This is a genomic window from Hydrogenovibrio halophilus DSM 15072, assembly GCF_000384235.1.
GTDB classification, from domain to species: domain Bacteria; phylum Pseudomonadota; class Gammaproteobacteria; order Thiomicrospirales; family Thiomicrospiraceae; genus Hydrogenovibrio; species Hydrogenovibrio halophilus.
Genome location: NZ_KB913033.1, coordinates 513201 through 538236 on the forward strand (window position 1 = coordinate 513201; position 25036 = coordinate 538236).

Below are 25036 nucleotides of genomic sequence, written 5' to 3' on the forward strand. Positions count from 1 at the left end.
ACTCAGTGGCGCTCTACCTGATCCACGTCTCTGACCGCGCCATAGGCGGCACTGGTGGTCATGGCCGCATAGGCGCGCAAGGCCGCACTGACTTTACGTTTTCTGGGCAGAGCCGGTTTCCAGGCATCACGCCCTTTTTCATGCATCGCCTGACGACGCTCGGCCAGCTCTTCATCCGTGAGTTTGACTTCAATGGTACGGTTGGGAATGTCGATTTCAATCGTATCCCCTTCTTCCACCAGGCCGATATTGCCACCTTCGGCGGCTTCGGGCGAACAATGGCCGATGGAAAGCCCGGAGGTTCCACCGGAAAAGCGCCCATCGGTCAGCAGCGCACACTGTTTGCCCAGTCCTTTGGATTTCAGGTAACTGGTGGGATACAGCATTTCCTGCATGCCCGGGCCACCTTTGGGACCTTCATAGCGGATCAGCACCACATCACCGGATTTGACATCCCCATTGAGAACGCCTTCCACAGCGGCATCCTGACTTTCATAAATGCGTGCCGGTCCGGTGAACTTGAAAATGGATTCGTCCACCCCGGCCGTTTTGACGATGCACCCTTCCGCGGCGATGTTGCCATAAAGGACCGCCAGACCGCCTTCCTTGGTGTAGGCATTCTCCACACTGCGAATGCACCCGTTCTTGTCGTCATCGTCCAGGCTTTTCCAACGTTTGCTCTGGCTGAATGCCTGAGTGGTCCGCACATTGCCAGGCGCGGCGCGGAAAAAGGTTTTGACCGCTTCGTCGTCGGTACGGGTGATGTCCCAAAGTTCCAGTGCGGCCCCCATAGTGGAGGCGTGCACGGTGTACACATCCCGATCAATCAAACCGCCTCGATCCAATTCTCCCAGTATGCGCATGATCCCGCCTGCGCGATGCACGTCTTCCATGTAATAGTCCTGGGAGTTCGGCGCCACTTTGGCCAGACAGGGCACCTTGCGTGAAATATGGTCGATGTCACTCATATTGAAGTGAACGCCGGTCTCACGTGCGATGGCCAACAAATGCAGTACCGTGTTGGTGGAACCGCCCATGGCCACATCCAACGCCATGGCGTTCTGAAAGGCTTCGTAAGTCGCAATCGAACGCGGCAACACCCGCTCATCATTGTCTTGATAATAGGCTTTGGAGATTTCCACGATGCGACGTCCGGCTTCTTCAAACAGGTGGCGGCGATCCGAGTGCGTCGCCAGTGTGGTGCCATTGCCCGGCAAAGCAATGCCCAGGGCTTCAGCCAGACAGTTCATGGAATTGGCGGTAAACATCCCGGAACAGGAGCCACAGGTCGGACAGGCCGATTCTTCGATCGTGGTCACGTCGGCATCGGAACAGCTTTCGTCCGCGGCCTTGACCATGGCGTCCACCAGATCCAGCTTGATCCCTTCGCCTCCCAATACCGTTTTGCCCGACTCCATGGGGCCGCCGGTGACAAAAATGGTCGGAATGTTCAAACGCATGGTCGCCATCATCATGCCCGGGGTGATCTTGTCGCAGTTGGAAATGCACACCAGTGCATCGGCGCAATGCGCATTGCACATGTATTCCACCGAATCGGCAATCAGATCGCGTGATGGCAGGGAGTAGAGCATGCCGTCATGGCCCATGGCAATCCCATCGTCCACCGCAATGGTATTGAATTCCTTGGCCACGCCGCCGGCTTCTTCGATCACTCTGGCCACCAACTGCCCCATGTCTTTCAGGTGCACATGGCCTGGCACAAATTGCGTGAACGAGTTGGCAATGGCGATGATGGGCTTGCCAAAATCTTCGGTCCCCATGCCGGTAGCACGCCAAAGCGCGCGTGCGCCCGCCATATTGCGACCGTGAGTACTGGTTTTGGAACGATAATCCGGCATACTTTCCTCCTTCCATCAGGGTTTTTCCGTTTCCCCGATCAGACTGTTATACTTACTTTCAAACAATTATTTTCGCACATCCGCCCGCCTCTGTGCATGAACTGTCAGTGGCGGACGAAAAAAGTTTTGATCCCATGAATGCATCCAGCCCGTCCCCATCTTTCAGCGAATACCTGCGTCAGGCGTCTCCCTATCTGGCGCAGCACCGCGACAAAACGCTGGTACTGTACCTGCCATCGTCCATGATCTCCGATGCGGCCATGCTGCAATCGCTGGCACGGGACTGTGTGCTGCTCAACAGCCTGGGCCTCAAGCTGGTGATCACGCTGGGGGCCGGGGACTGGCTGGATCAGGCCTATCGCGAAGCGGGACTGAGCTGGCAGCACCACCACAACACCCGCATTACCCAGGCCGAACATCTGCCTTTACTGGAAAGCACCATCGGCCGGGTTCGCGCCCGGGTCGAATCCTCGATCACCCAGGCCAGCGCCGAACATCACCTGCCCGGCGCTCTGGTGTCCGGCAACTGGGTGGTGGCCAAACCCAAAGGCGTGATCAACGGCATGGATTTCCAGCACACCGGCACTGTACGCAAAATCAACCGAACCGCGCTGACCCAGACACTGGCCGCCGGGCAGATGGTTCTGATCACGCCGCTGACCTATTCGCTCAGCGGCGAGGCCTTCAACATCAACACCCTGGAGCAGGCGTTTGCGATCAGCGACCTGTTGAATGCCGACAAACTGATGTTGTTTCAACCGGCGGCTGAACTGGCCTCTCTGCCCAAAGCCGTCAAAGGGTCCGAACTTGACCGGCTTCCTCTCTCTGCACGTTTGCAGGGATTGATTCATGCCCATGGTCAGGGACTCAAGCGTGTCCATCTGATGGCCGACAACCAACCCGATGCCCTGTTGCAGGAACTATTCAGCCGGGACGGTGCCGGTACCCTGATCTACACCGACCGCTACCATCAACTGCGCCCGGCCCAGGCCGAAGACATTCCCGGTCTGATGCGACTGATTCAGCCACTGGAAGCGGCCGGCATCCTGGTCAGTCGCAGCCCGGAACAGTTGGAACAGGCGCTTTCGGATTTCTGGGTGATGGAAATCGATCAGCACCTGATCGGCTGCGCGGCCCTGAATGCGATCGATGGCGACCATGCCGAACTGTCCTGTCTGGCCGTGGACCCGGCCTACCGCGATCAGGGACTGGGACAGGAACTGCTGGACCAACTGGAAACCCAGGCGCGGACCCAGGGCTTTCAGCAGCTGTGGCTGCTGACCACCCATACCCACCACTGGTTTGAGGAGCACGGGTTTCGCCTGACCGATCCGCAAGCCCTGCCCGCTTCGCGCAAAAACCTGTACAATGCGCAACGGAATTCCAAAGTATTGGTCAAACCCATTGAAACCCGTATCTGAGGCCCGTGTTGATCCAACCTGGTGACAAAAACTGTATTCGTCAACGCTTTCGGGGCTTTCTGCCGGTGGTGGTCGATGTCGAAACCGCCGGGTTCGACCCCGAAAAAAACGCCCTGATTGAAGTCGCTGCTGTCACCATCGGCATGACCCCCGAGGGCGAAGTCTATCCCAATGTCGCGGTACAGGCCAATGTCCTGCCGTTCAAAGGGGCTCAACTAGACAAAAGCGCACTCAAATTCATTGGGGTGGAAGACCCGACCCACCCGTTTCGGTTTGCGTTGTCGGAGAAAGAGGCCTTAAAGAAATGCTTTGATCCCATTTTCCGGGAACTCAAAGCCACGGGCTGTACCCGCGCCATATTGGTAGGGCACAATGCCTTTTTTGATCTGGGCTTTATCCGTGCCGCGGCCGATCGTCAGAAAGTGAAATCGCCGTTTCACAAATTCAGCACTCTGGACACGGTTTCGCTGGCCGGTCTGGCCTATGGGCAGACCGTTCTGGCCAAAGCCACCCGCGCCGCCGGACTGGACTGGGATGACAGCCAGGCTCACTCTGCCGCTTACGACACCGACAAAACGGCCGAGCTGTTTTGTCGGATCGTCAATGACATGCCCTGGCTGAATCAAACCGCCCAGTAGCGGGGTATTCGATTCACCAGCCGGCGCTCACGCCAAAACCTTAAGCCGATGCACAGTCTCCGACCTGATTTTCACCAGGCCTGGTGAAAACTGCACTCGGCTGGCAGTCTGCTAGGCGTTTTCCTGGGTCTTGGCGTTGGCCTCGGCCATCAGGGTTTTCAATTCGCCCGACTCACCCAGTTCCAGAGTGATGTCGCAACCGCCCTGAAGTTCGCCGTCGATGTACAGCTGCGGAAACGTCGGCCAGTCCTGATATTTGGGCAGATGCTCCATAATCAGCGGGTCGGCCAGCACGTTCACAAACGCAAACTTTTCCCCGGTTTTCACCAGCGCTTCCGCGGTGCGGCTGGAAAAGCCACAGGTCGGCATTTGGGGCGTGCCTTTCATATACAACACCACGGGATTGTTTTTGACCTGTTCGTCAATGCGCGCGAGAATTTCCTGTTCCTGATCTGCCATAACCTGTCCTTGATCCTAATCGTTACGTTTCAGAGTATCTACTAGCCGGATGGCTAAACAACCACCAGCTCACTCAATTCTTGAGTCGTTAAGTAGGTTATTCTAACAAACCCCTGCCCAGAATCCCACCCCGACCCACCAGCAAAAACAAGATGGGCGTCGGGACAAGACCACGACCAGCCTGAGCAGGCCGAAAACGCTTCACAGACCTGAGACAGGTTCCGTGTTTTCATTCAGCTGAACACAGGTTTCGCTCGCGATACGGGTCCACATGGGTCTGCAGCCACAGTTCCAGCAAAGCGGCATGCCAGAGTTTGCTGCCCTGAATCCGGGTAAAGCTGGCATCGGCCTCCGGCTCGGCCAGCAAGCGCTCAATGTAATCGGACTGGAACAGTCCCCGTTTTTGCGCCACTTCGCTGGTCAGCACCGAACGCATCATGTCATAGAAAGGCCCACGCACATACTTCAGGGCCGGCATCGGAAAATAGCCTTTTGGCCGGTCAATCACCGAATCCGGTACCCGCCCTCTGGCCACAGCCTTGAGCAGATATTTAAAGTCCTGCAGTTTGGTTTCCGGCGGCGCGGTCATCGCAACCTCGACCAGAGAGTGATCCAGAAACGGCACCCGTGCTTCCAGCCCCCAGGCCATGGTCATGTTGTCCACGCGCTTGACCGGGTCGTCCACAATCAAGTGACTGGCATCCAGACGCAATACCTGATCAATGAACGTGTCCGCATCTTCTTCGCTCAAACGGTCCTGCACCCACTCGGTGGTAACGTCACGAATGTGGTAATCCGGGTGGATCATCTCACTCCATTCGGCGTGATCCCGGTCAAAATAAAAGGGGGCAAACGCGTCTACGGCCTGCGCCTCCGGTCCCAGTTTTTCCGCGGCCTGCGCCATCTGCGGATACCAGAAATAGCCGCCGAACACTTCGTCCGCGCCCTGGCCGGACATGACCACCTTGACCTCTTTCGAAACCTGCTCCGACAACAGATAAAACGCCACCGCATCCTGGGCAAACATCGGTTCGGACATGGCATCGACCGCTTCCTGCAATCGCGGCAGCACGGCTTCATTGGGAATCAGGAATTTCTGATGACGGGTCTGAAAGCGCTCGACCACCTGATCGGAATAGTCGAATTCGCTGCCTTTTTCCTCGGGCACGTCTTCGAAACCGATGGAAAAGGTCCGAATGTCTTCCACACCCGCCTCATCCAGCAACGCCACAATCAGACTCGAATCCAGCCCGCCGGACAACAACACACCCACCGGCACGTCCGAGGCGGTCAATCGCTTGTGCACCGCTTCTTTCAGGGTGTCGTGCACCGCTTCAACCCAGGCCTGGTGATCTGTGACACCGCTGAGGGCCTGCAATCGGGACGAAGGGTGATCCGGGCCGGGACGTTCGGCTTTCAAATGCCACCAGCTTCTCTGATACATCTGTCCGTCCGGATTCACCGTCATCCACTGCCCCGGTGCCAGTTTGCGCACACCTTTGAGCACGGTATGCGGTGCCGGCACCACCCCATGCAGGGTAAACTGATGGTGCAGCCCCACCGGGTCCAGATCGATATTGACCCCACCGGCGGCCAGCAAGGCCTGGGTATTGGAGGCAAAACGCACCCCGCCTTCAACCGGCGCGTAATACAGCGGCTTGATCCCAAAACGGTCCCGCGCCAACATCAACTGATGTTGGTGATCGTCCCAAAGCGCAAAGGCGAACATGCCTTCAAACCGGGTCACGCACTCCATGCCCCACTGACGATAAGCTTTGAGAATGACTTCGGTGTCGGAATGCGAGCGAAACGCATGCCCCAGTTCGATCAACTGTTCGCGCAATGCCACGTAATTATAGATGCAGCCATTGAACACCAGCGTCAGTTCTTCGTCCACCATCGGCTGATGTCCGGCGTCCGAGAGGTCAATGATCGACAGTCGCCGATGCCCCAGCCCGACCTGATTCTGCAACCAGATCCCGCCGTCATCGGGCCCGCGCTTGGCCAGCTTTTCCAGCATTGGTGCCAGGGTGGCCTCGCTTGCCTTTTGCCCGTCCCAGTAAATTTCACCGCAAATCCCACACATGCTCTCATCCTATTGCTTATCACGACGCCCGCTATTCTAACCAAAAACGTTCTAACCAAAAACGCATTTGGTGTAGTGCTGCAATCGCCAAAGATTCGTCGTACACTAAGTCGCATGAAAGTTTATGGATTAACCGGCGGTTTGGGCAGTGGCAAAAGCACCGTGCGCGCGTTGTTTGAACAGCTGGACGTGCCCGGTTGCGACGCCGATCAGGCCGCACGCGACGTGGTGGCCCCGAATTCACCAGGCCTGGTCAAAATCCGCTCTGCGTTCGGCCCACAAGTGTGTGCGCCTGATGGCACACTCGACCGCGCCCGAATGCGCCAGCGTATTTTGGATGACCCCAACGCCAAACGCACCCTGGAATCGATCACCCACCCCTTGATCCGCCAAAGGCTGGCCGACTGCGTGGCGCAGCTCAAAACCCAACACCCCAAAGCCATTGTGGTGGAAATCCCGCTGCTGGTCGAGACCGGAAAACCGGACTTCATCGACCAGGTGATCGTCTGTGATCTGCCCGAATCACTGCAGAAACAACGCGCACTGGCACGAGCCAGAACGCAAAAAGAGGCACAGAAAAACGCAGGGAAAAACACCATGACTCCGATTCAAGTGGATGCCATTCTCAAAAGCCAGGCCAGTCGGGCAGATCGACTGGCTCAGGCCGACTGGGTTATCGACACCAGCCAACCCAAAAAAGCGGTACTCGAACAAATCAAAGAACTGCTGGCTGCCAACACCTAACCTCACATAGGCTGCGGCCAGAGGCCGGAAATGGCGGCGATGCCCTGTCCGCCGCTGGATCGGGTCTGATCCACGTCCCCAGACTTTACGCCACCCAAGGCGTAAACCGGCACCGGGCAATCTTTGACCCACTCGGCAAACTGCGCCCAGCCCAATGGCGTCATCTCCGGATGCGACGCGGTTGGCTGCACCGGCGACAGCAACACACAATCGGCCTCCAGTTCCAACGCTTTGGCCAGTTCGGCCTGGGTATGCACCGACGCACTCAACCATTTGCCCCGGCTTTGTGCTGGCCGCTCGGTCAAGGCCATCAGCGCCTGAGACGACAACTGCAGTCCGTCCGCTTCCGGCAAGGCCGCCAACCATTTGGCCGGGCCATTGATCAGCACCTGGGCCCCGTATTCATGACACCGCTCTATCGCTTCTCTGGCCCAGGCCATGAATGGCGCTTCGTCCAGATGCTTGGCCCGAAGCTGAACCAGACGCACCCCCTCTTCCAGCGCCGCGTTCAATCGGGCCAGCCCGTCTTCGAAGTCGGCGAAGCGTCCGCTGATCATCATGGTGTGCGGCAATTGCAATGCCGCCAGAATGCCTTGATTGGCAGGCGGAAACCCATACTCAGTCAGTTTCGCCAACGGACACCACTTCAGTGTCTGGCCTTCCTCACCGACAGGCGTTCCCTCAAACCGATCGGTCTGATACACCTTCAGCCGTACCGACCGCGTTTCGTACACCCAGGGAATCTCGATCAACGGCCGCCAGCCATGGGTCGCGACCCCCACTTCCTCTTTGAACTCCCGAATCAAAGCGTCCTCCGGAACTTCCCCCGGTGCGATCTTCCCGCCCGGAAATTCCCACAAACCGCCCAGATGCTGATGCGCCTGACGTTTGGCAATCAAGCAGGCGCCATCCTGCACCAACACACCAACCGCAATCTCTTTCTCCGACATCTTCCTTCCTCTCGTTTGTCTGTCCATCGTGATCTCAACATCATCTCAAATCCTGCTGAGTGCGGCAAACATGACCGGGCTCCACACCCTCACAGCAAATACATTCACAATTCCGATTCAAAACCTATACAATATTTATTTAACGGTTTTCCAAATTCAACCTTACACCAGTTACATAGGGGTAGCATGAACAACTTGAACATTTCCACACGCCTGATCCTCGGCTTTGCCCTGATCTTACTGTTAATGGTCGCTCTGGTCGTAATCGGTCTGCAAAGGGTCAATATCATTGACAATAACATGCAATTTGTCGGGCAGATGGAAGCGCCCAAACAACGCGCCGCCATCAACTTTCGAGGCAGCGTGCACGATCGGGCCATCGCCCTGCGCGACTTGGTGTTGACGGAATCCGAGTCTGAGGCAAAGCAGCATTTGAAAGACATCAAGCAATTGGCCAAAGCCTACACCCAGGCAGAAGAAAAGCTGCAAACCCGTCTTGACATGAGCGCCATTTCGGCAACCGAACAGAAACTGATCGATCGTATTTACGCCATTGAAAGCGAAGCGCTTCCTCTGACAGACAGGCTGATTGAAACCAGAATGCGCGGGGAAATTGACGCCGCCAGAGCGTTTATGAGCAAGGAAACGGCCGGGGCTTACACGGAATGGCTGGCCAGAATCAATGCGTACATTGATTTCAAGGAAGAAGCCATTGCCACTCAGGTCGATGAAGTCGAAACCGTTGCCACCACGTTTGCCCTGATCATGATCATCACCACACTGGTGGCATTGATGTTCGCCATGTTCATCACTTTTTACATCATCCGCTCCATCAGACGCCCGATCAACAATCTGGTCGAAAGTCTGACTGCGGTTGAGAACCAGGGCGATTTCAATACCCGCGCCACCGTTATGGGCAACGACGAACTGGGCATTCTGGCAGAGTCTTTCAATCGCTTTATTGCCAAAACACAAACCGCCCTGAAAGAAGTCAATACCGTTGTGGCGGACATGGCAAATGGTCGATTTGAAAAACAGGTGGAGACAGACGTTGTCGGCGACCTTGGCCGCCTAAAACAAGGCGTGAACGAATCCACTCAATCGGTGGCTGAGACGATGGGCGAGTTGCACAAACTGCTCAATGCCATGAGCGATGGCAAATTCGATGTGCGCATCGATGCCGATGTCAAAGGCGAATACCTGGAACTGGTCAATTTTGCCACCAATACCATGGAAGGCCTCGATCAGACCATCGATGGCATCATTGATGTGATGCAGTCAATGGAAAAAGGCGAATTCGATCAGCGCATCCACACCCAAGCCAAAGGCGATCTGTTGAAACTCAAGGACGGGGTCAACAATTCAATGGAGGCGATTGAAGCGGCGATCAAAGAGGTCACCGAGGTGGTGGTCGCCCAATCACACGGCGATCTGACCCAGTCGATCAAAGGCAACTATCACGGCGATCTGAAAACCCTGAAAGACTCGGTCAACAAAACCACCGACCGTCTGCTGGACGTGGTCAAAAAAGCACTGAACGCCACCCAGATTGTCAATGGGGCTTCTTCGGAAGTGTCACAGGGGTCTCAGGATCTGAGCCAGCGGGTGCAGGAACAGGCGGCGTCGGTGGAAGAAACGTCCGCCACCATGGAGCAGATGAATTCGGCGGTGCAGAACAATGCCAATCACGCCAAGGATGCCACCCGTGTGGCCCATGAGGTGCAGGAAAAAACCACCGAGGGCACGCGCGTGATGCAGAAAACCGTGGAGGCGATGTCGGCGATTCAGGAATCGAGCCACAAGATTTCCGACATTGTGACCCTGATTGATTCGATTGCGTTTCAGACCAATCTGCTGGCGTTGAACGCGGCGGTGGAAGCGGCACGGGCCGGAGAACACGGTCGTGGCTTTGCGGTGGTCGCAGGTGAGGTGCGTGCGCTGGCACAGAAGTCGGCGGATGCGGCCAAGGAAATCACCGGACTGATCAATGAAAGTGTGACCCGCATTGATGAGGGCACCAAGCTGGCGTCGGAGTCGGGTGAGATGCTCGACACCATCGACAAGTCGGTGGACGATGTGGCCAATATGATCGAGCAGATCTCAGCGGCGTCCACCGAACAGATGACCGGAATCGAACAGGTCCACAAGGCGATCAGTCAGATTGACGAAGTGACCCAGCAGAATGCGGCGCTGGTGGAAGAGACCTCGGCGGCGGCCGAAAGCATGAGCGAGCAGGCGGGGATTCTGGACAAGGACATGTCGTTCTTTAATACCGGACAGGCTGGCAGCGCGCCTCAAAGTAAGCCGGCACCGAAATCGGTGCCCAGATCGGAACCGAAACCGGCGTCCAAGCCCGCATTGCCGGCAAAGTCGTCGCCATCAGGAACAAGCCAGCCAAAACCAGAACCTGACTCCAAACCTAAGAGTCACAAAGGCGATGAGTGGGCGGAATTCTGATTCCACCCGTTCCTTTTGATTGTTGAAACCGGCCATAGGCCGGTTTTTTGTTTGGTTTTTTTCCAGTCTGGCAACAATCATGCTTGACCTGTCAGGTACAATTTGTCATCAAACCATGATATTCGCCTTCATCATTTTGGCTAGGATACACCCGCAGGCCGAACACCTGCCCTGAATCAAGCAAGAGGATTTTTTCAGATGAGCGTCAAAAACCGTATTCTGACACTGACCGGCATTCTGCTGGCATTTGCCCTCCTGGCGATCATCGCCGGTCTGGTCAACATGAACAGCAACAACAAAACGTTCAATGCGCTCTATAATGATCGCATTGTGCCGTTGGAAGATCTGAAAAACATTGCCGACGCCTATGCGGTCAACATCGTGGACACCAACCACAAACTGCGCAATGGCAATATTGACTGGGCGCAGGCGGAAAAAAACATTCGCTCGGCGGAAAAACAGATTCAGACACTCTGGTCGGGCTACATGCAAACCACCCTGACCTCAAAAGAAGCGCAACTGGCCGAAAAGGCCCAAGGGCTGATGCAGACAGCCGATCAGGCAGTCAAACGCCTATTGACACTGGTCCAACAGCGCGATCAGCAGGCCATTACCCAGTTCAGCATCGAACAGTTGTATCCGGCCATCGACCCGATTTCGGACGCCATCACCAATCTGGTCTCTCTGCAATTGCGTGAGGCCGAAAAAATGCAGCAGAGACAAAAAGCCGCCTACGACACCACTCTGACGGCGGCCATTGTGATTGCCCTTCTGGTGTTTCTGGCGGTGCTCTGGCTGGCGCGTCAGACCCTGCTGGCGATTACCCGACCGCTCAACGAATTGGTGGCCGTTTCCAAAACCGTGGTCACGGAAGGCGACTTTTCCCGACGCGTGCAAGTCTCTCGCCAGGACGAAGTGGGTCAGGCCGCGCAAGCGTTCAACCATCTGCTGGAAAAAACCGCCGACGCCATTCAGGATGCCAATCATGTGGTGGATGCCATCGCCCAGAGCGACTTTGATCAACGCATCAAACGTCCATACAGCGGTGACCTGGATCGTCTCAAGCAAGGCATCAACAACTCGGCGGAAAGCGTGAGCTTTATGATGTCGGAACTGGAACGGATTATGAACGCGCTGGCCAATGGCCAGCTTGACGCCAAAATGGACGAGCAAGTGCCGGCCAATTTCCGCAACAAGGTGGAAGGCGCTTTGAGCGTGACCAACGACGTGGTTCAAAACATTATTGCCGTGATGAACAGAATCGACGAAGGCGAATTTTCAGAGCGCGTCACCGTCGATGCCAGAGGGCAATTTGGTTCCTTGAAACAGGCCATCAATTCGTCCATGGAAGACCTCAACAAAGCCATTGATGAAGTCACGGACACGGTGGTTTCCCTGTCTCATGGAGATTTAACCCAAAAAATCAACGGCCAGTACAAAGGCGATCTGAAAACCCTGAAAGACTCGGTCAACAAAACCACCGACCGTCTGCTGGATGTGGTCAAAAAGGCGCTGAATGCGACCCAGATTGTCAATGGGGCTTCTTCGGAAGTGTCACAGGGCTCGCAGGATCTGAGCCAGCGGGTGCAGGAACAGGCGGCGTCGGTGGAAGAAACCTCGGCCACCATGGAGCAGATGAATTCCGCAGTGCAGAACAACGCCAATCACGCCAAGGACGCCACCCGTGTGGCCCATGAGGTGCAGGAGAAAACCACCGAAGGCACACGCGTGATGCAGAAGACTGTGGAGGCGATGTCGGCGATTCAGGAATCGAGCCACAAGATTTCCGACATTGTGACATTGATTGATTCGATTGCGTTTCAGACCAATCTGCTGGCGTTGAACGCGGCGGTGGAAGCGGCACGGGCCGGAGAGCACGGTCGAGGCTTTGCGGTGGTCGCAGGTGAGGTGCGTGCGCTGGCGCAGAAGTCGGCGGACGCAGCCAAGGAGATCACGGCGCTGATAAATGAGAGTGTGACCCGCATTGATGAGGGCACCAAGCTGGCGTCGGAGTCGGGTGAGATGCTCGACACCATCGACAAGTCGGTGGACGATGTGGCCAATATGATCGAGCAGATCTCGGCGGCCTCCTCCGAGCAGATGACCGGCATTGAGCAGGTGCACAAAGCGATCAGCCAGATTGACGAAGTGACTCAGCAGAATGCGGCTCTGGTGGAAGAAACCTCGGCGGCGGCCGAAAGCATGAGCGAGCAGGCCGCGATTCTGGACAAGGACATGTCGTTCTTTAATACCGGGCAGCCCAAATCGTCGGCTCAGGAAAAGTCGGCCTCAAAAGTGGCCAAAACGCCTCACAAACAGGCGGCGGCGAATACGCCCAAACAGGCGGCTTTGCCCAAGGCCAGTCCGACAGAGGCCCGGCCTGCCAAAGACGCGGGCCAGGCATCAAAGCCCAAAGAAGCATCCGCTCAAAGCGGCAGTGGTGATGAGTGGGCCGAGTTTTAACCAGGCCTGGTCAATTTGTTCTATCCATCCAAACCGGCTTTCAGCCGGTTTTTTAATGGCTCTCACGGCCAGCTGGCCTACTGCTTGCTTCTCAGTTCTCATTAGTTTTTTTAATACGAACCCTTGTTCGCTATGACAATTTGTTATAGCATGAGCAAAGATACCAATTCCTGACCAAAAAACGGGGTTATTATGTTCAAGACGATTCGCGCCAAACTGATTGCCAGTTTCAGTTTATTAACCATCTTGGTCATAGCCATGGCCGTATTCAGTATTTATGAAATTAACAAATCCGCAGACGGGTTTTCCGATTATCGGGCAATCGCCAAGGACTCATTGCTGGTCAGCAATGTTCAGAGCGACATGCTGATGGTGCGAATGAATGTCAAAGACTATCTGAACAACCCGGTCCAGAAAGAAGTGGATGAGTACACAGACTATTTTAATCGAACCAACGAATTGCTGACCGAAGCCCAGACCCAAATCCAGAACCCGCAACGAGCAGAATGGGTAGACCGCATGGACAATACTCTGGACAAATACCATGAAGCGTTTGGCCAGGTCCAGGCATACATGGCTCAGCGCAATGACATCGTCCACAACACCCTGAATGTCGACGGCCCTGAAATGGAGCAATTGCTGACCAAAATAAAGCGTACGGCCTATCGGGATGGCGATGTCCCGGCAACCATTGCCGCTGCGGACGGCCTGCGCACCCTTTTATTGGCTCGCCTCTATACCGTCAAGTTCATTGAAGACAATACCCAGGCATCGATGGAACGGGCTCTTGAAGAATTTGATGCGCTTGATGGCAACATGAAAACCTTGTTGGCCGAGGTTCAGGACCTGACCCGCCAGCAACAGCTTCAACGAGTGCTTGAATTGGAAAACAATTACGTTAAGAACGTACAGCAACTTGACCAGGTAATTAAAGACCGCAATGAGGTCATTGATAACACCCTCGACCAATTAGGGCCTGAGATTGCCGAACTGGCGGAAAACATCAAAGAGTCGGTCAAAGCCGATCAGGATCGCATTGGTCCGGAAGTGCAGCAACTGAACGACAGCATTATCTCGGTATTGATTGTGGTCGCAATTGTGATCGCCCTGTTTGCCATTGCCACCGCCATCTTTATTCCCCGTTTGATTGCCCAAGGCATTCAATCCATTCAGACCCAACTGGGCAAACTCAGCCAGACCGGTGACTTTGCCATTCGTGCTGACGAGCAGCGCCAGGATGAAATCGGGGACATGGGCAAAGCGGTCAACAAACTGCTGTCCGACATGCAAACCGCGATCAGGGAAGCCAATGACGTGGTCTGCGCCATGGCAGACGGCCAGTTTGACCAACGGGTTAAGGCCGACCTCAATGGTGACTTGAAAGCACTCAAGGACGGCATCAACGAATCCGCTGACTCCGTGGCCGAAACCATGGGCGAGCTTCGCAAACTGCTCAACGCCATGAGCGACGGCAAATTCGATGTGCGCATCGATGCCGATGTCAAAGGCGAATACCTGGAACTGGTCAATTTTGCCACCAATACCATGGAAGGCCTCGATCAGACCATCGATGGCATCATTGATGTGATGCAGTCGATGGAGAAAGGCGAATTCGATCAGCGCATCCACACCCAAGCCAAAGGCGATCTGTTGAAACTCAAGGACGGGGTCAACAATTCAATGGAGGCGATTGAAGCGGCGATCAAAGAGGTCACCGAGGTGGTGGTCGCCCAATCACACGGCGATCTGACCCAGTCGATCAAAGGCAACTATCACGGCGATCTGAAAACCCTGAAAGACTCGGTCAACAAAACCACCGACCGTCTGCTGGACGTGGTCAAAAAAGCACTGAACGCCACCCAGATTGTCAATGGGGCTTCTTCGGAAGTGTCACAGGGGTCTCAGGATCTGAGCCAGCGCGTGCAGGAACAGGCGGCATCGGTGGAAGAAACGTCCGCCACCATGGAGCAGATGAATTCGGCGGTGCAGAACAACGCCAATCATGCCAAAGACGCCACCCGTGTGGCCCATGAGGTGCAAGAGAAAACCACCGAGGGCACACGTGTCATGCAGAAGACTGTGGAGGCGATGTCGGCAATTCAGGAATCGAGCCACAAGATTTCCGACATTGTGACCCTGATTGATTCGATTGCGTTTCAGACCAATCTGCTGGCGTTGAACGCGGCGGTGGAAGCGGCAAGGGCCGGGGAACACGGTCGTGGCTTTGCGGTGGTCGCAGGTGAGGTGCGTGCGCTGGCACAGAAGTCGGCGGATGCGGCCAAGGAGATTACGGCGCTGATCAATGAGAGTGTGACCCGCATTGATGAGGGCACCAAACTGGCGTCGGAGTCGGGTGAGATGCTCGACACCATCGACAAGTCGGTGGACGATGTGGCCAATATGATCGAGCAAATCTCGGCGGCGTCCAGTGAGCAGATGACCGGGATTGAACAGGTGCACAAAGCGATCAGCCAGATTGACGAGGTCACGCAGCAAAACGCGGCGCTGGTGGAAGAAACCTCGGCGGCGGCCGAAAGCATGAGCGAACAGGCCGCGATTCTGGACAAGGACATGTCGTTCTTTAATACCGGGCAGTCTGGAGGCAGCACTGCGCACAACAAACCCGCGCCGAAATCGGTATCCAAACCGAAACCGGCGTCCAAACCAGCGTTGCCGGCTCAGTCGTCGCATTCGGTAGCAAAGCCGACCCCTAAGTCGGAATCGAAGTCGCCCGCCAAACCGGAAACCACCAAAAATGACAGTGGCGATGAGTGGGCGGAATTCTGACAAAAACCACTCGCATGCAACCAAAGCAAACCGGCCTCTGGCCGGTTTTTTATTGCCTGACGAACGCTTAAAAGATGCTCTGAACGAGTGGCTTGGTTACAATAGGCCACATCCATGTAATCGAAAGCCAAAGGACCACCATGCCGCGTTTCTGGAACCCGACCATCGATGCTTTGACCCCCTACACGCCGGGCGAGCAGCCCAAAGTCGCCAATCTGGTCAAACTCAACACCAACGAAAGCCCTTACCCGCCTGCGCCGGGGGTGCTGGACGCGATCCATGCGGCAACGGACGACGCGCTGCGTTTGTACCCCGACCCCAATGCCACCCCGCTCAAACAGGCGCTGGCCGATTATTACCGACTCTCCACCGATCAGGTGTTTGTGGGCAACGGCTCGGACGAAGTGCTGGCCCATGCGTTTCTGGGTCTGCTCAAGCATGAGGTGCCTTTGCGCTTTCCGGACATTTCCTACAGCTTTTACCCGGTCTACTGCGGACTTTATGGCATTGCCCCCCAAAAAATTCTTCTCGATCCGACCTTGGCGATTGATCCCGATGACTATCAGGGCGACTCGGGGCCGATCATTTTCCCCAATCCCAACGCCCCCACGGGGCGCTTGTTGACACTTGATCAGATTACACGGATTCTGCAACAGAACCCATCCCATGTGGTGGTGGTGGACGAAGCCTACATTGATTTTGGCGGCGAGTCGGCCACCCAATTGATTGCGCGTTACCCCAACCTGCTGGTGACACAAACCTTTTCCAAATCCCGCGCCCTGGCCGGTCTGAGACTGGGCATGGCGTTCGGTCAGGCCCACCTGATCGAAGCGCTGGAGCGGGTCAAAAACAGCTTCAATTCCTATCCAGTGGATCGACTGGCCATGGCCGCTGGCATCGCGTCTTTGCAGGAAGAAGCCTATTTCGCCGAAAGCTGTCGCAAAGTGATGGCCACCCGTCAGGCTCTGACCGAATTTTTGCAGGAAAAAGGGTTTGATGTGGTGCCGTCTCACGCCAACTTCGTGTTTGCCCGCCACCCGGAACATTCGGCCAGCGAACTGGCGCAACAGTTACGCGATCGGGCGATCATCGTGCGTTACTTTGACAAGCCTCGGATTGATCAGTATCTGCGCATCAGCATTGGCTCGGAGGAAGAGAACCGACGCCTCTGCGATGCACTAAGCGAGATTTTGGGATAAGTGTTGGCCCATCAGCGCTTGCCAGGCGTTGAAAGATCAGATATGTCAGAAATGACAGAATCCCAAGCCAGCCTTTCTGTCACCCCAACCAAACACTTGTCATCCCGACCGAACACTTGTCATCCCGACCGAAGCGGAGGGATCTTTGAAGCCCGGCCTTGTCTTAAAAAGATCCTTCGGCTTCGCTCAGGATGACAGTGTTTTATCATCCGGCGGCTTCTTTCCCCATCACAAAGATTTCGTCGTGCTTCTTAGGCCTGTCACAGGAAATGCCCCTTGCGCTGTCCGAGCGAAGCGAGTTCGCAAGGGCCCTGTGACAGGGCTTAGAATGCACAGAAAGCGTGTGCTGGGTGTGCTTTTTTGGTTCGTTTTTTACACAAGTAAACGAAGAACTCGGCGCCCGCAGGGGTAAGCCGAGAAAAAATGAACACATCCAGGATCGCATAACCATAAAGTGTCTGCACCCCAGCAAACATGATCAAAGAAACAATTCACCAGGCCTGGTCAATTTTGGGATGAATACGCCCGTTCAGGTACGGTATTCGGCGTTGATTTTGACGTAGTCGTAGGAAAAATCCGACGTCCAGACGGTCTCGGACACCGCACCGCGATGGAGCACAATGCGAATCGTGATGTCGGTCTGATCCATCACCGCCTGGCCGGCGGCCTCCGTGTAACTGGCCGCCCGTCCGCCCTGGGTGACCAGCAGAACGTCGCCCAGATAAATCTCCACCGCTTCAATATCAAAATCTGGGCTGGTCGCGTCCTCGCCCACACCGGCACGACCCACTGCGGCCAGAATCCGTCCCCAGTTGGGGTCACAGGCAAACAGAGCGGTTTTCACCAGAGGCGACAAGGCCACCGCGTGCGCAACCTGCAGACATTCCTCGGAATCCACACCCTTTTCCACCTGCACCGCCACAAATTTGGTCGCGCCTTCGCCGTCGCGCACAATTTCATGCGCCAGATGCTGCATCAGTCTGGCCAGACCGGTTTCAAAAGCCTGGTAGGCCGGACTCTCAACATCATCGATCCAGGGCATATCAGCCTGCGCCGTGGCCGTCAAGGTGCAGGCATCGTTGGTGGAGGTATCGCCATCGATGGTGATGCGATTGAAGGAACGGTCCGACGCGTTTTTCAGCGCCTGATCCAAGCAGGCCTGGTCAATTCTGGCATCTGTGGCCACAAAGCCGAGCATGGTGGCCATATTGGGATGGATCATGCCCGAGCCTTTCGCCATGCCCGTCAACAACACCCGATGACCGTCAATGTCCAGTGCCAGACTGGCCACCTTGGCGTAGGTGTCGGTGGTGCGTATCGCTTCGGCCGCGCGCTCCCAGCCGCTGATGGACAGATCGGCCAGCGCATCGGGCAACCCGGACTGAATTTTGTCCATGCTCAACGGCTCACCAATCACCCCGGTGGAAAAGGGCAAAACCGCGTCGGCCGACAGGCCCAGCTCTTCGCCCAGCCACTGACAGGTCTGCTCGGCGTCTTTGAGGCCCTGAGCCCCATTGCCGGCATTGGCATTGCCACTGTTGATCACCAGACACTGAGGCGACCCGGCGTTGAGATGGTTTCTGGCCATCACCACCGGGGCAGCGCAGAATGCATTGCGGGTAAACACGGCCGCGGTGCGCGCGCCTTCCGCCAACTGCAACACCGTCAGGTCCAGCGCCCCACTTTTTTTGAGACCACAAGCCGTGGCCCCCAGATACACTCCGGCAATCGGATGCGGCCGGGTCAGCACGCCCGTGTCTGTCTGTTCTTTGGGTTCAGCCATGCGGCTCTCCTTCTCCAGCCAATGGTCCAGTCAGCGCCAGCTCCCGGCGCGGATCCGGCAGCGGGTTTATTGCAGCCGCCCGCAACACTGTTTGTATTTTTTACCGGAACCGCAGGGGCAAGGGTCATTGCGCCCCACTTTGGGCACATCGCGACGGAAGGTACCCGGCTTCTGCTCGTCCTCCGACTCCGCTTCGGCCTTTTCTTCCGGTTGAACCGCCTGTGCAATCGACTGGGCCGCCGGATGCGTGGCTTCGAGCTGATCCGGGCGCTCGTCCAGTTGCTGTTGCTCGTAGGCATTCACGTCATCACGGCCCTGAATCTGCACCAGCGACAGCGTCTGAACCGTCTCGAACATGACTTCGTCCAGAAACGCTTCAAACATGCTGGCAGCGGTTTTGCGGTATTCCTGGAAGGGGTCTTTCTGGGCAAAGCCTTTCAGGTGAATCCAGCGACGCAGATAATCCATTTCATTCAGATGCCCGCGCCATTGCTTGTCAATGGTGCGCAGCAACACTTCTTTTTCAAAATGATGGCGGGTCTGTGGGTCCACCACCTGCATTTTTTCTTCGTAGGTAGCTTTGGCGGCCTCGACGATTTTTTCGCGCAGGGTTTCCTCATAAAGCGACTTGTCCGCTTCCAGCCAATCCTGAATCGGCAGATCCACACCGAAATCTTCGTGCAACTGTCGGGTCAGGCCCGGAATATCCCACTGCTCATCCAGGCTGCCCGGCGGGACGAATTGCGCCATCGCATTCTCAATCACCGTTGCGCGCAGGGAATCAATGATCTCGGAAACGTCCTCGACTTCCATCAGTTCATTGCGCTGGGTGTAGACCACTTTGCGCTGTTCGTTGGCAATGTTGTCGAACTTGAGCAGGTTGGCCCGCTCGTCCTGATGCATGCGCTCCACCTGTTTCTGGGCCCGTTCGATCGACTTGGAAACCATGTTGTGTTCGATCGCTTCGTCCGACTTCATGCCCAGACGCCGCATCATGCTCTTGACCTTGTCCGAGGCAAAGCGTCGCATCAGGTCATCGTCCAGCGACAGATAAAAACGGGTGACGCCGGGATCGCCCTGACGCCCGGAACGCCCACGCAGCTGATTGTCAATGCGGCGCGACTCATGCCGCTCGGAACCGATCACCATCAGACCGCCCTTGTCCAGCACTTCCTGGTGGCGTTTCTGCCAGTCGGCCTTGACCTGAGCCACCGTGGCTTCGTCCTTGTTTTCCAGCCGTTCCAATTCCATGTCCAGATTGCCGCCCAGCACGATGTCGGTGCCGCGCCCGGCCATATTGGTGGCGATGGTCACCGCGCCCGGCTGACCCGCCTGAGCGATGATGTGGGCTTCTTTTTCGTGCTGTTTGGCATTGAGAACCTTGTGCGGAATACCGGCCTTGTCAAAATGCGCTGACAGGACTTCCGACATCTCAATCGACGCCGTGCCCACCAGCATTGGCTGGCCGGTTTTGTGGATTTCCTTGACGTCACGCACCAGCGCGGTCAGCTTGCCTTCCACATCCAGAAACACCAGATCGGGCAGATCCAGACGCTGCGGCGTCTGGTTGGTAGGCACCACCACCACTTCCAACTGGTAGGTGGACAAAAATTCACCGGCTTCGGTGTCGGCGGTACCGGTCATGCCCGACAGGGTTTCGTACTGACGGAAATAGTTCTGGAAAGTAATCGACGCATAGGTCTGGCTTTCCGCCTGAATCGCCACACCTTCCTTGGCTTCGACCGCCTGGTGCAGGCCGTCGCCCCAACGGCGGCCATGCATTTTTCGGCCGGTGAATTCGTCAATGATCACCACCTGACCGTTTTCGACGATGTAGTCCGTGTTTTTTTCAAACAACAGGCTGGCGCGCATGGCGGCGGTGACGTATTTCATCAGACTGATGTGTTCGGCGTCGTAGAGCGAATCCCCTTCTTCCAGCAGCCCGACCTGGGTCATCTTCTCCTCGATCTTGCTGTGGCCTTCGTCGGTCAGGTGAATCTGCTTGCTCTTTTCATCAATGGTGTAATCGCCGCTGGCGGTTTTGGTTTCCGGGTCTTCTTCGCCCCGTTCCAGATCGGTGACCAGCGGGGTAATGGTCTGATAGAGTTCCGACTGGTCTTCCGCCGGCCCGGAGATGATCAACGGCGTACGCGCCTCATCAATCAGAATCGAATCGACTTCGTCCACAATGGCAAAGTTCTGCCCGCGCATCACCCGCTCTTCGGCAAAAATCGCCATATTGTCACGCAGGTAATCAAACCCGAATTCGTTGTTGGTGCCATAGGTAATGTCGGCATTGTAGGCGGCCTTTTTTTCTTCCGGCGACTGACCGGAAAGGATGGTGCCGGTTTCCAGTCCCAGGAAACCGTAAATTTGCCCCATCCATTCCGCGTCCCGGCTGGCCAGATAATCGTTGACCGTGATCACATGCACGCCTTTGCCCGAAAGCGCATTCAGGTAGGCAGGCAGGGTCGCGACCAGGGTTTTGCCTTCGCCGGTGCGCATTTCGGCAATGTTGCCGTGATGCAGCACCATGCCGCCGATCAGCTGGGTATCGTAATGGCGCAGGCCGGTCACCCGCTGCGAGGCTTCACGCACCACCGCAAACGCTTCCGGCAGCAGGTGTTCCAATGAGGTGCCGGACTGATACGCCTGTTTGAACTCGTCCGTTTTCGCCTGCAGGGCTTCATCCGACAGGGCCTGAAGCTCAGGTTCGAATTGATTGATCTGGGCCAGTTTTTTGTCGTATTTTTTCAGCAGACGGTCGTTGCGGCTGCCGAAGAGTTTTTTCATCAGTGTCAGTGGCATAGACTTCCAATCCAGTTAAATTTGTTCGTTTTGCAAAGCGGCATCACATCAGAATTTTGCTGCTGCCATAATGAATCGGTGGTTCGTCCTCGGAAAAAGTCACCACCTCAAACGCATCCGGGTCATGCACCAGCTTGCGTAGCAGTTCGTTGTTGAGGGCATGTCCCGATTTGTGGGCCACAAATTCGCCCAGAATCGGATGACCGGCCATATAAAGATCGCCCACGGCGTCCAGAATCTTGTGGCGCACAAATTCGTCCTTGTCGCGCAGGCCTTCCTGATTCACCACCCCGTCGTCATCGAGGCCGATGGCGTTGTGCAGGCCCGCCCCCAGACCGAGGTTGTTGGCGCGCAACAATTCCATGTCTTTCATAAAGCCAAAGGTCCGGGCACGACTGACTTCCTTGAAATAGGCCGTGGAGGAAAAATCCAGGGTCATGCTTTCCGCGGTCTGGTCAAAGGCCGGATGATCGAAATCAATGGAAAAGGTCAGACGGAAACCTTCCAGCGGTCGAAACTCCGCCCAAGACCCTTTGTCGTTCTGGACGTGAATATGACGTTTGATCCGGATAAAATGCTTGGGCGCTTCCTGCAAACGCACACCGGCCGATTGCAGCAGAAAAATAAAATGCGAGGCACTGCCATCCATGATCGGCACTTCGTCGGCGGTGATGTCGATGTAGAGGTTGTCAATGCCCACCCCAGCCAGTGCCGACATCAGGTGCTCGATGGTGGCAATTTTTGCGGGCCGGGTGGGTGTGTCTTTGACGATGGTGGTGCAAAGCATGGTTTCACGCACCAGATCCGGCGAGACCGGAAACTCGACCGCAGGCGAAAGGTCCACCCGACGAAAGACGATGCCGGTATCGACTGGGGCGGGAGAGAGCGTCATCACCGACTGGTGACCGGTATGCAGGCCGACGCCTTTGGCTTTGATGGTATTGGCTAGGGTTCGTTGCTTCACAGAATGTCTTTCATTGTTGGGTCAAGCCTGACCAGGGCGAATCACAGAGGCGCCCGGAAATGTCCAGAGGCCTTGAAAAAAGCATTATTCTAGCACAGCCCCGAATCCGGCATGACCGGATTGGGTCGCAAAAAGGGTTTGTCACCCTTAACCCGAACATTTCATAAATTTGCACCGATCTCGCTTGCCCCTTGATTCCACAAGAAATATTTTCTCAGTTGGTCGTAATCAAGGATACGACGCGCCTTCTAAAATTTCCTTGTGAAAACAAGTTCCTGCGCGACCTCAGCACAAATTCATGAATCGAAGAAACCGAAGGTAAACATTCGGGTTAGAAATTCTGACTGAACCATTGTTTCATCTGCGCCAGTATCGAGGCCCGGTTTTGAGGAGCGTCACTGGCTGCGCTGGAGTCACTCACCTGACTGGGGTGTTCGCGCGCATACATCAGCAGACCGACGGTGGTGGCATAGGCCGGACTGGCCACCTCTTCCTTCAGACCACTGACATGCTGGGGCGTGCCCAGACGCACCGGCATGTGAAACACCTCTTCGGCCAATTCCACAGCCCCTTCAATCAGACTGCTGCCGCCGGTCAATACAATGCCGGCGGCGATTTTGTTTTCAAAATCGGTGCGACGCAACTCGGCCTGAACCAGTTGGAACAGTTCTTCGTAGCGGGGTTCGATCACCTCGACCAGAGTGTGACGCGACAGACAGCGGGCAGGTCGGTCGCCCACGCTCGGCACTTCGATTTCTTCGTCTTTGGCAATCAGCTGTGCCAGCGCACAGGCATGGTTCTTTTTGATGTCTTCGGCGGCCTGCTTAGGGGTCCGCAAAGCCATGGCAATGTCGTTGGTCACCTGATCGCCCGCCACCGGAATCACCGCCGTATGGCGGATGGCGCCGTTTTGAAACACCGCAATATCGGTGGTACCGCCGCCAATGTCCACCAGGCAGACACCCAGTTCTTTTTCGTCTTCGGACAGCACGGCTTCGGAGGAAGCCAGCTGTTCCAGAATCAGATTATCGACCTTGAGCGAGCAGCGTTCCACGCACTTGGTGATGTTCTGGGCCGCGCTGACCGAACCGGTCACCATGTGCACCTTGGCTTCCAGACGCACACCGGACATCCCGACCGGTTCGCGAATGCCGCCCTGATTGTCGATCATGAATTCCTGCGCCAGAATGTGCAGCACTTCCTGATCACCGGGAATGGCGATGGTCTGGGCCGCTTCCAGCACGCGGGTCACGTCTTCGGCCTGCACTTCCTGATTGCGGATCGCCACCATGCCATTGGAGTTGAAACTGCCAATATGACTGCCAGCAATGCCCACCGACACCGAATGCGCCTTAACGCCCGACATGCGTTCGGCTTCGTCAATGGCGCGTTGAATCGAGTCCACCGTGGCATCAATGTTCACCACCACGCCTTTTTTCAGACCGCGTGACGGGTGCGTCCCCATGCCGACCACCTCAATTTCCCCATCCGGTTTGACTTTGCCGATGATGGCGGCGATTTTGGAGGTGCCGATGTCCAAACCGATGACGATATTGGTTTCTGACATTGCTTGCTTTCTTGCCATGTGCCTCTACTTCCTGATCTGATGCTTTGTTGCGAATCCTTGCACGAAACAAAAACTCGTTGCGTTGGCCGCTTAGGCCGTTATGCCGCTTGGGTCGCAACACATTATGATGCGTTTGATTCGTCGTTTTCCGACAGGCCTTGGCGCTCGGGCGCTGGCTCTGTGTTTTTGCGAATGACAAAACCGTTACTATAGCGCAAATCAAACACCTGTGCGAACTTTCTCAGGTCGGGGTCAATCCGCGGGTAACTTCGCACAAACCGGTCCAGCATGGACTGCGCATTTTCCGCTGGCAGCAACAGGGTCTGACCGCCATCCAGCCTGACCCGCCAGACCCCATCGGCCAGCATGGACAGGGCCGAAATCTGCCAATCCAAAACCTTCAACTGCGATTGTAACTGTTCGAGCTGCTCCAATACCAGTTGCGAGCGCACCGCCGGACCATCCAGACGCACATAGTCCGCAAACGACGCCATCTGAGTGGGGTAAAAAATTTCACCGAACTGATTCAGCAAAGCCTGTTCGCCCCATCTGGCTACTGGGGTTTGCTCCTCTATCCGAATTCGCAACTGATCGGGCCAGCGACGGGTCACACTGACACGGTACACCCACTCCATCCGGGTCAACCGGGCATGCAAGGCTTCGAGATCGGCTTCCCAGAAAGGCTGTCCCAGAAACGGTGCCACCCGCTGGGCCACCTGTGCCTGTTCCACCCGCTCAAAGTCGGCCTGGTAGGTGACGGTGGACAAGGTTTTGCCGGAAAAGAACCAGACCAGCAACAGTCCCGTCCCGACCAGACTCAATAACGAAAGAAGCAGGGCGCGGCGCGTCAA

At 56.0% G+C, this 25036-nt stretch carries 16 protein-coding genes; 7 read left to right on the forward strand and 9 right to left on the reverse strand.

What is annotated here, in order from left to right; all coding sequences use genetic code 11:
* Window positions 1–2 precede the first annotated feature (2 nt).
* Entirely contained in the window at window positions 3–1859 is a 1857-nt protein-coding gene (gene ilvD / locus A377_RS0102525) for a dihydroxy-acid dehydratase (RefSeq protein ID WP_019894564.1), read from the reverse strand.
* A gap of 107 nt (window positions 1860–1966) precedes the next feature.
* Here ilvD and argA point away from each other — a divergent pair, with 107 nt between their 5' ends.
* Both argA and rnt read left to right on the forward strand, forming a co-directional pair.
* Complete coding sequence (argA, locus tag A377_RS0102530) at window positions 1967–3280, forward strand: amino-acid N-acetyltransferase (RefSeq protein WP_245546759.1); 1314 nt, start codon at window positions 1967–1969, stop codon at window positions 3278–3280.
* A 5-nt stretch (window positions 3281–3285) separates the two neighbouring features.
* Window positions 3286–3918: a ribonuclease T gene (gene rnt, locus A377_RS0102535; RefSeq protein WP_019894567.1), complete on the forward strand. Its 633-nt coding sequence runs from the start codon at window positions 3286–3288 to the stop codon at window positions 3916–3918.
* Between the two features lie 111 nt (window positions 3919–4029).
* On the opposite strand, the gene grxD is transcribed toward rnt, so the two are convergent.
* Complete coding sequence (gene grxD / locus A377_RS0102540) at window positions 4030–4377, reverse strand: Grx4 family monothiol glutaredoxin (RefSeq protein ID WP_019894568.1); 348 nt, start codon at window positions 4375–4377, stop codon at window positions 4030–4032.
* A gap of 229 nt (window positions 4378–4606) precedes the next feature.
* Complete coding sequence (locus A377_RS0102545; RefSeq protein ID WP_019894569.1) at window positions 4607–6463, reverse strand: N-acetylglutaminylglutamine amidotransferase; 1857 nt, start codon at window positions 6461–6463, stop codon at window positions 4607–4609.
* 114 nt (window positions 6464–6577) lie between these two features.
* Here A377_RS0102545 and coaE point away from each other — a divergent pair, with 114 nt between their 5' ends.
* Complete coding sequence (gene coaE / locus A377_RS0102550) at window positions 6578–7207, forward strand: dephospho-CoA kinase (protein ID WP_019894570.1); 630 nt, start codon at window positions 6578–6580, stop codon at window positions 7205–7207.
* A gap of 2 nt (window positions 7208–7209) precedes the next feature.
* Here coaE and A377_RS0102555 read toward each other — a convergent pair whose 3' ends face one another.
* Window positions 7210–8157, reverse strand: coding sequence for a Nudix family hydrolase (locus A377_RS0102555; RefSeq protein WP_019894571.1), 948 nt, complete (start codon window positions 8155–8157; stop codon window positions 7210–7212).
* Window positions 8158–8343: 186 nt separating this feature from the next.
* Here A377_RS0102555 and A377_RS12930 point away from each other — a divergent pair, with 186 nt between their 5' ends.
* From A377_RS12930 to hisC, 4 genes are all read left to right on the forward strand, one after another.
* The gene (locus A377_RS12930; RefSeq protein ID WP_019894572.1) at window positions 8344–10614 is read left to right on the forward strand and encodes a methyl-accepting chemotaxis protein; all 2271 of its coding nucleotides are present in this window, start codon (window positions 8344–8346) and stop codon (window positions 10612–10614) included.
* A gap of 198 nt (window positions 10615–10812) precedes the next feature.
* Entirely contained in the window at window positions 10813–13077 is a 2265-nt protein-coding gene (locus tag A377_RS0102565; protein ID WP_019894573.1) for a HAMP domain-containing methyl-accepting chemotaxis protein, read from the forward strand.
* 192 nt (window positions 13078–13269) lie between these two features.
* Complete coding sequence (locus tag A377_RS0102570) at window positions 13270–15864, forward strand: methyl-accepting chemotaxis protein (protein ID WP_019894574.1); 2595 nt, start codon at window positions 13270–13272, stop codon at window positions 15862–15864.
* Window positions 15865–16004: 140 nt separating this feature from the next.
* Window positions 16005–17063: a histidinol-phosphate transaminase gene (gene hisC / locus A377_RS0102575; protein ID WP_019894575.1), complete on the forward strand. Its 1059-nt coding sequence runs from the start codon at window positions 16005–16007 to the stop codon at window positions 17061–17063.
* Between the two features lie 529 nt (window positions 17064–17592).
* On the opposite strand, the gene argJ is transcribed toward hisC, so the two are convergent.
* The 5 genes from argJ to A377_RS0102600 all read right to left on the reverse strand — a co-directional run bounded on the left by argJ (window position 17593) and on the right by A377_RS0102600 (window position 25036).
* Window positions 17593–18846, reverse strand: a complete 1254-nt coding sequence (gene argJ / locus A377_RS0102580; protein ID WP_019894576.1) for a bifunctional glutamate N-acetyltransferase/amino-acid acetyltransferase ArgJ — start codon at window positions 18844–18846, stop codon at window positions 17593–17595.
* Between the two features lie 66 nt (window positions 18847–18912).
* Complete coding sequence (gene secA / locus A377_RS0102585) at window positions 18913–21654, reverse strand: preprotein translocase subunit SecA (RefSeq protein WP_019894577.1); 2742 nt, start codon at window positions 21652–21654, stop codon at window positions 18913–18915.
* A gap of 43 nt (window positions 21655–21697) precedes the next feature.
* The gene (gene lpxC / locus A377_RS0102590; protein WP_019894578.1) at window positions 21698–22618 is read right to left on the reverse strand and encodes a UDP-3-O-acyl-N-acetylglucosamine deacetylase; all 921 of its coding nucleotides are present in this window, start codon (window positions 22616–22618) and stop codon (window positions 21698–21700) included.
* Window positions 22619–22949: 331 nt separating this feature from the next.
* On the reverse strand, window positions 22950–24203 hold the full coding sequence (ftsA, locus tag A377_RS0102595) for a cell division protein FtsA (RefSeq protein WP_028485205.1): 1254 nt from the start codon (window positions 24201–24203) through the stop codon (window positions 22950–22952).
* A gap of 104 nt (window positions 24204–24307) precedes the next feature.
* Window positions 24308–25036 carry a cell division protein FtsQ/DivIB gene (locus A377_RS0102600; RefSeq protein ID WP_019894580.1) on the reverse strand — a complete coding sequence of 243 codons (729 nt, stop codon included), beginning with the start codon at window positions 25034–25036 and terminating at the stop codon, window positions 24308–24310.

Excerpts from the sequence above, each read along its gene's own strand:
- ilvD (WP_019894564.1), bottom strand. The coding sequence starts at position 1,859 with ATGCCGGATTATCGTTCCAAAACCAGTACTCACGGTCGCAATATGGCG.
- grxD (WP_019894568.1), bottom strand. The coding sequence starts at position 4,377 with ATGGCAGATCAGGAACAGGAAATTCTCGCGCGCATTGACGAACAGGTC.
- A377_RS0102545 (WP_019894569.1), bottom strand. The coding sequence starts at position 6,463 with ATGTGTGGGATTTGCGGTGAAATTTACTGGGACGGGCAAAAGGCAAGC.
- coaE (WP_019894570.1), top strand. The coding sequence starts at position 6,578 with ATGAAAGTTTATGGATTAACCGGCGGTTTGGGCAGTGGCAAAAGCACC.
- A377_RS0102555 (WP_019894571.1), bottom strand. The coding sequence starts at position 8,157 with ATGTCGGAGAAAGAGATTGCGGTTGGTGTGTTGGTGCAGGATGGCGCC.
- A377_RS12930 (WP_019894572.1), top strand. The coding sequence starts at position 8,344 with ATGAACAACTTGAACATTTCCACACGCCTGATCCTCGGCTTTGCCCTG.
- A377_RS0102565 (WP_019894573.1), top strand. The coding sequence starts at position 10,813 with ATGAGCGTCAAAAACCGTATTCTGACACTGACCGGCATTCTGCTGGCA.
- A377_RS0102570 (WP_019894574.1), top strand. The coding sequence starts at position 13,270 with ATGTTCAAGACGATTCGCGCCAAACTGATTGCCAGTTTCAGTTTATTA.
- hisC (WP_019894575.1), top strand. The coding sequence starts at position 16,005 with ATGCCGCGTTTCTGGAACCCGACCATCGATGCTTTGACCCCCTACACG.
- argJ (WP_019894576.1), bottom strand. The coding sequence starts at position 18,846 with ATGGCTGAACCCAAAGAACAGACAGACACGGGCGTGCTGACCCGGCCG.
- secA (WP_019894577.1), bottom strand. The coding sequence starts at position 21,654 with ATGCCACTGACACTGATGAAAAAACTCTTCGGCAGCCGCAACGACCGT.
- ftsA (WP_028485205.1), bottom strand. The coding sequence starts at position 24,203 with ATGGCAAGAAAGCAAGCAATGTCAGAAACCAATATCGTCATCGGTTTG.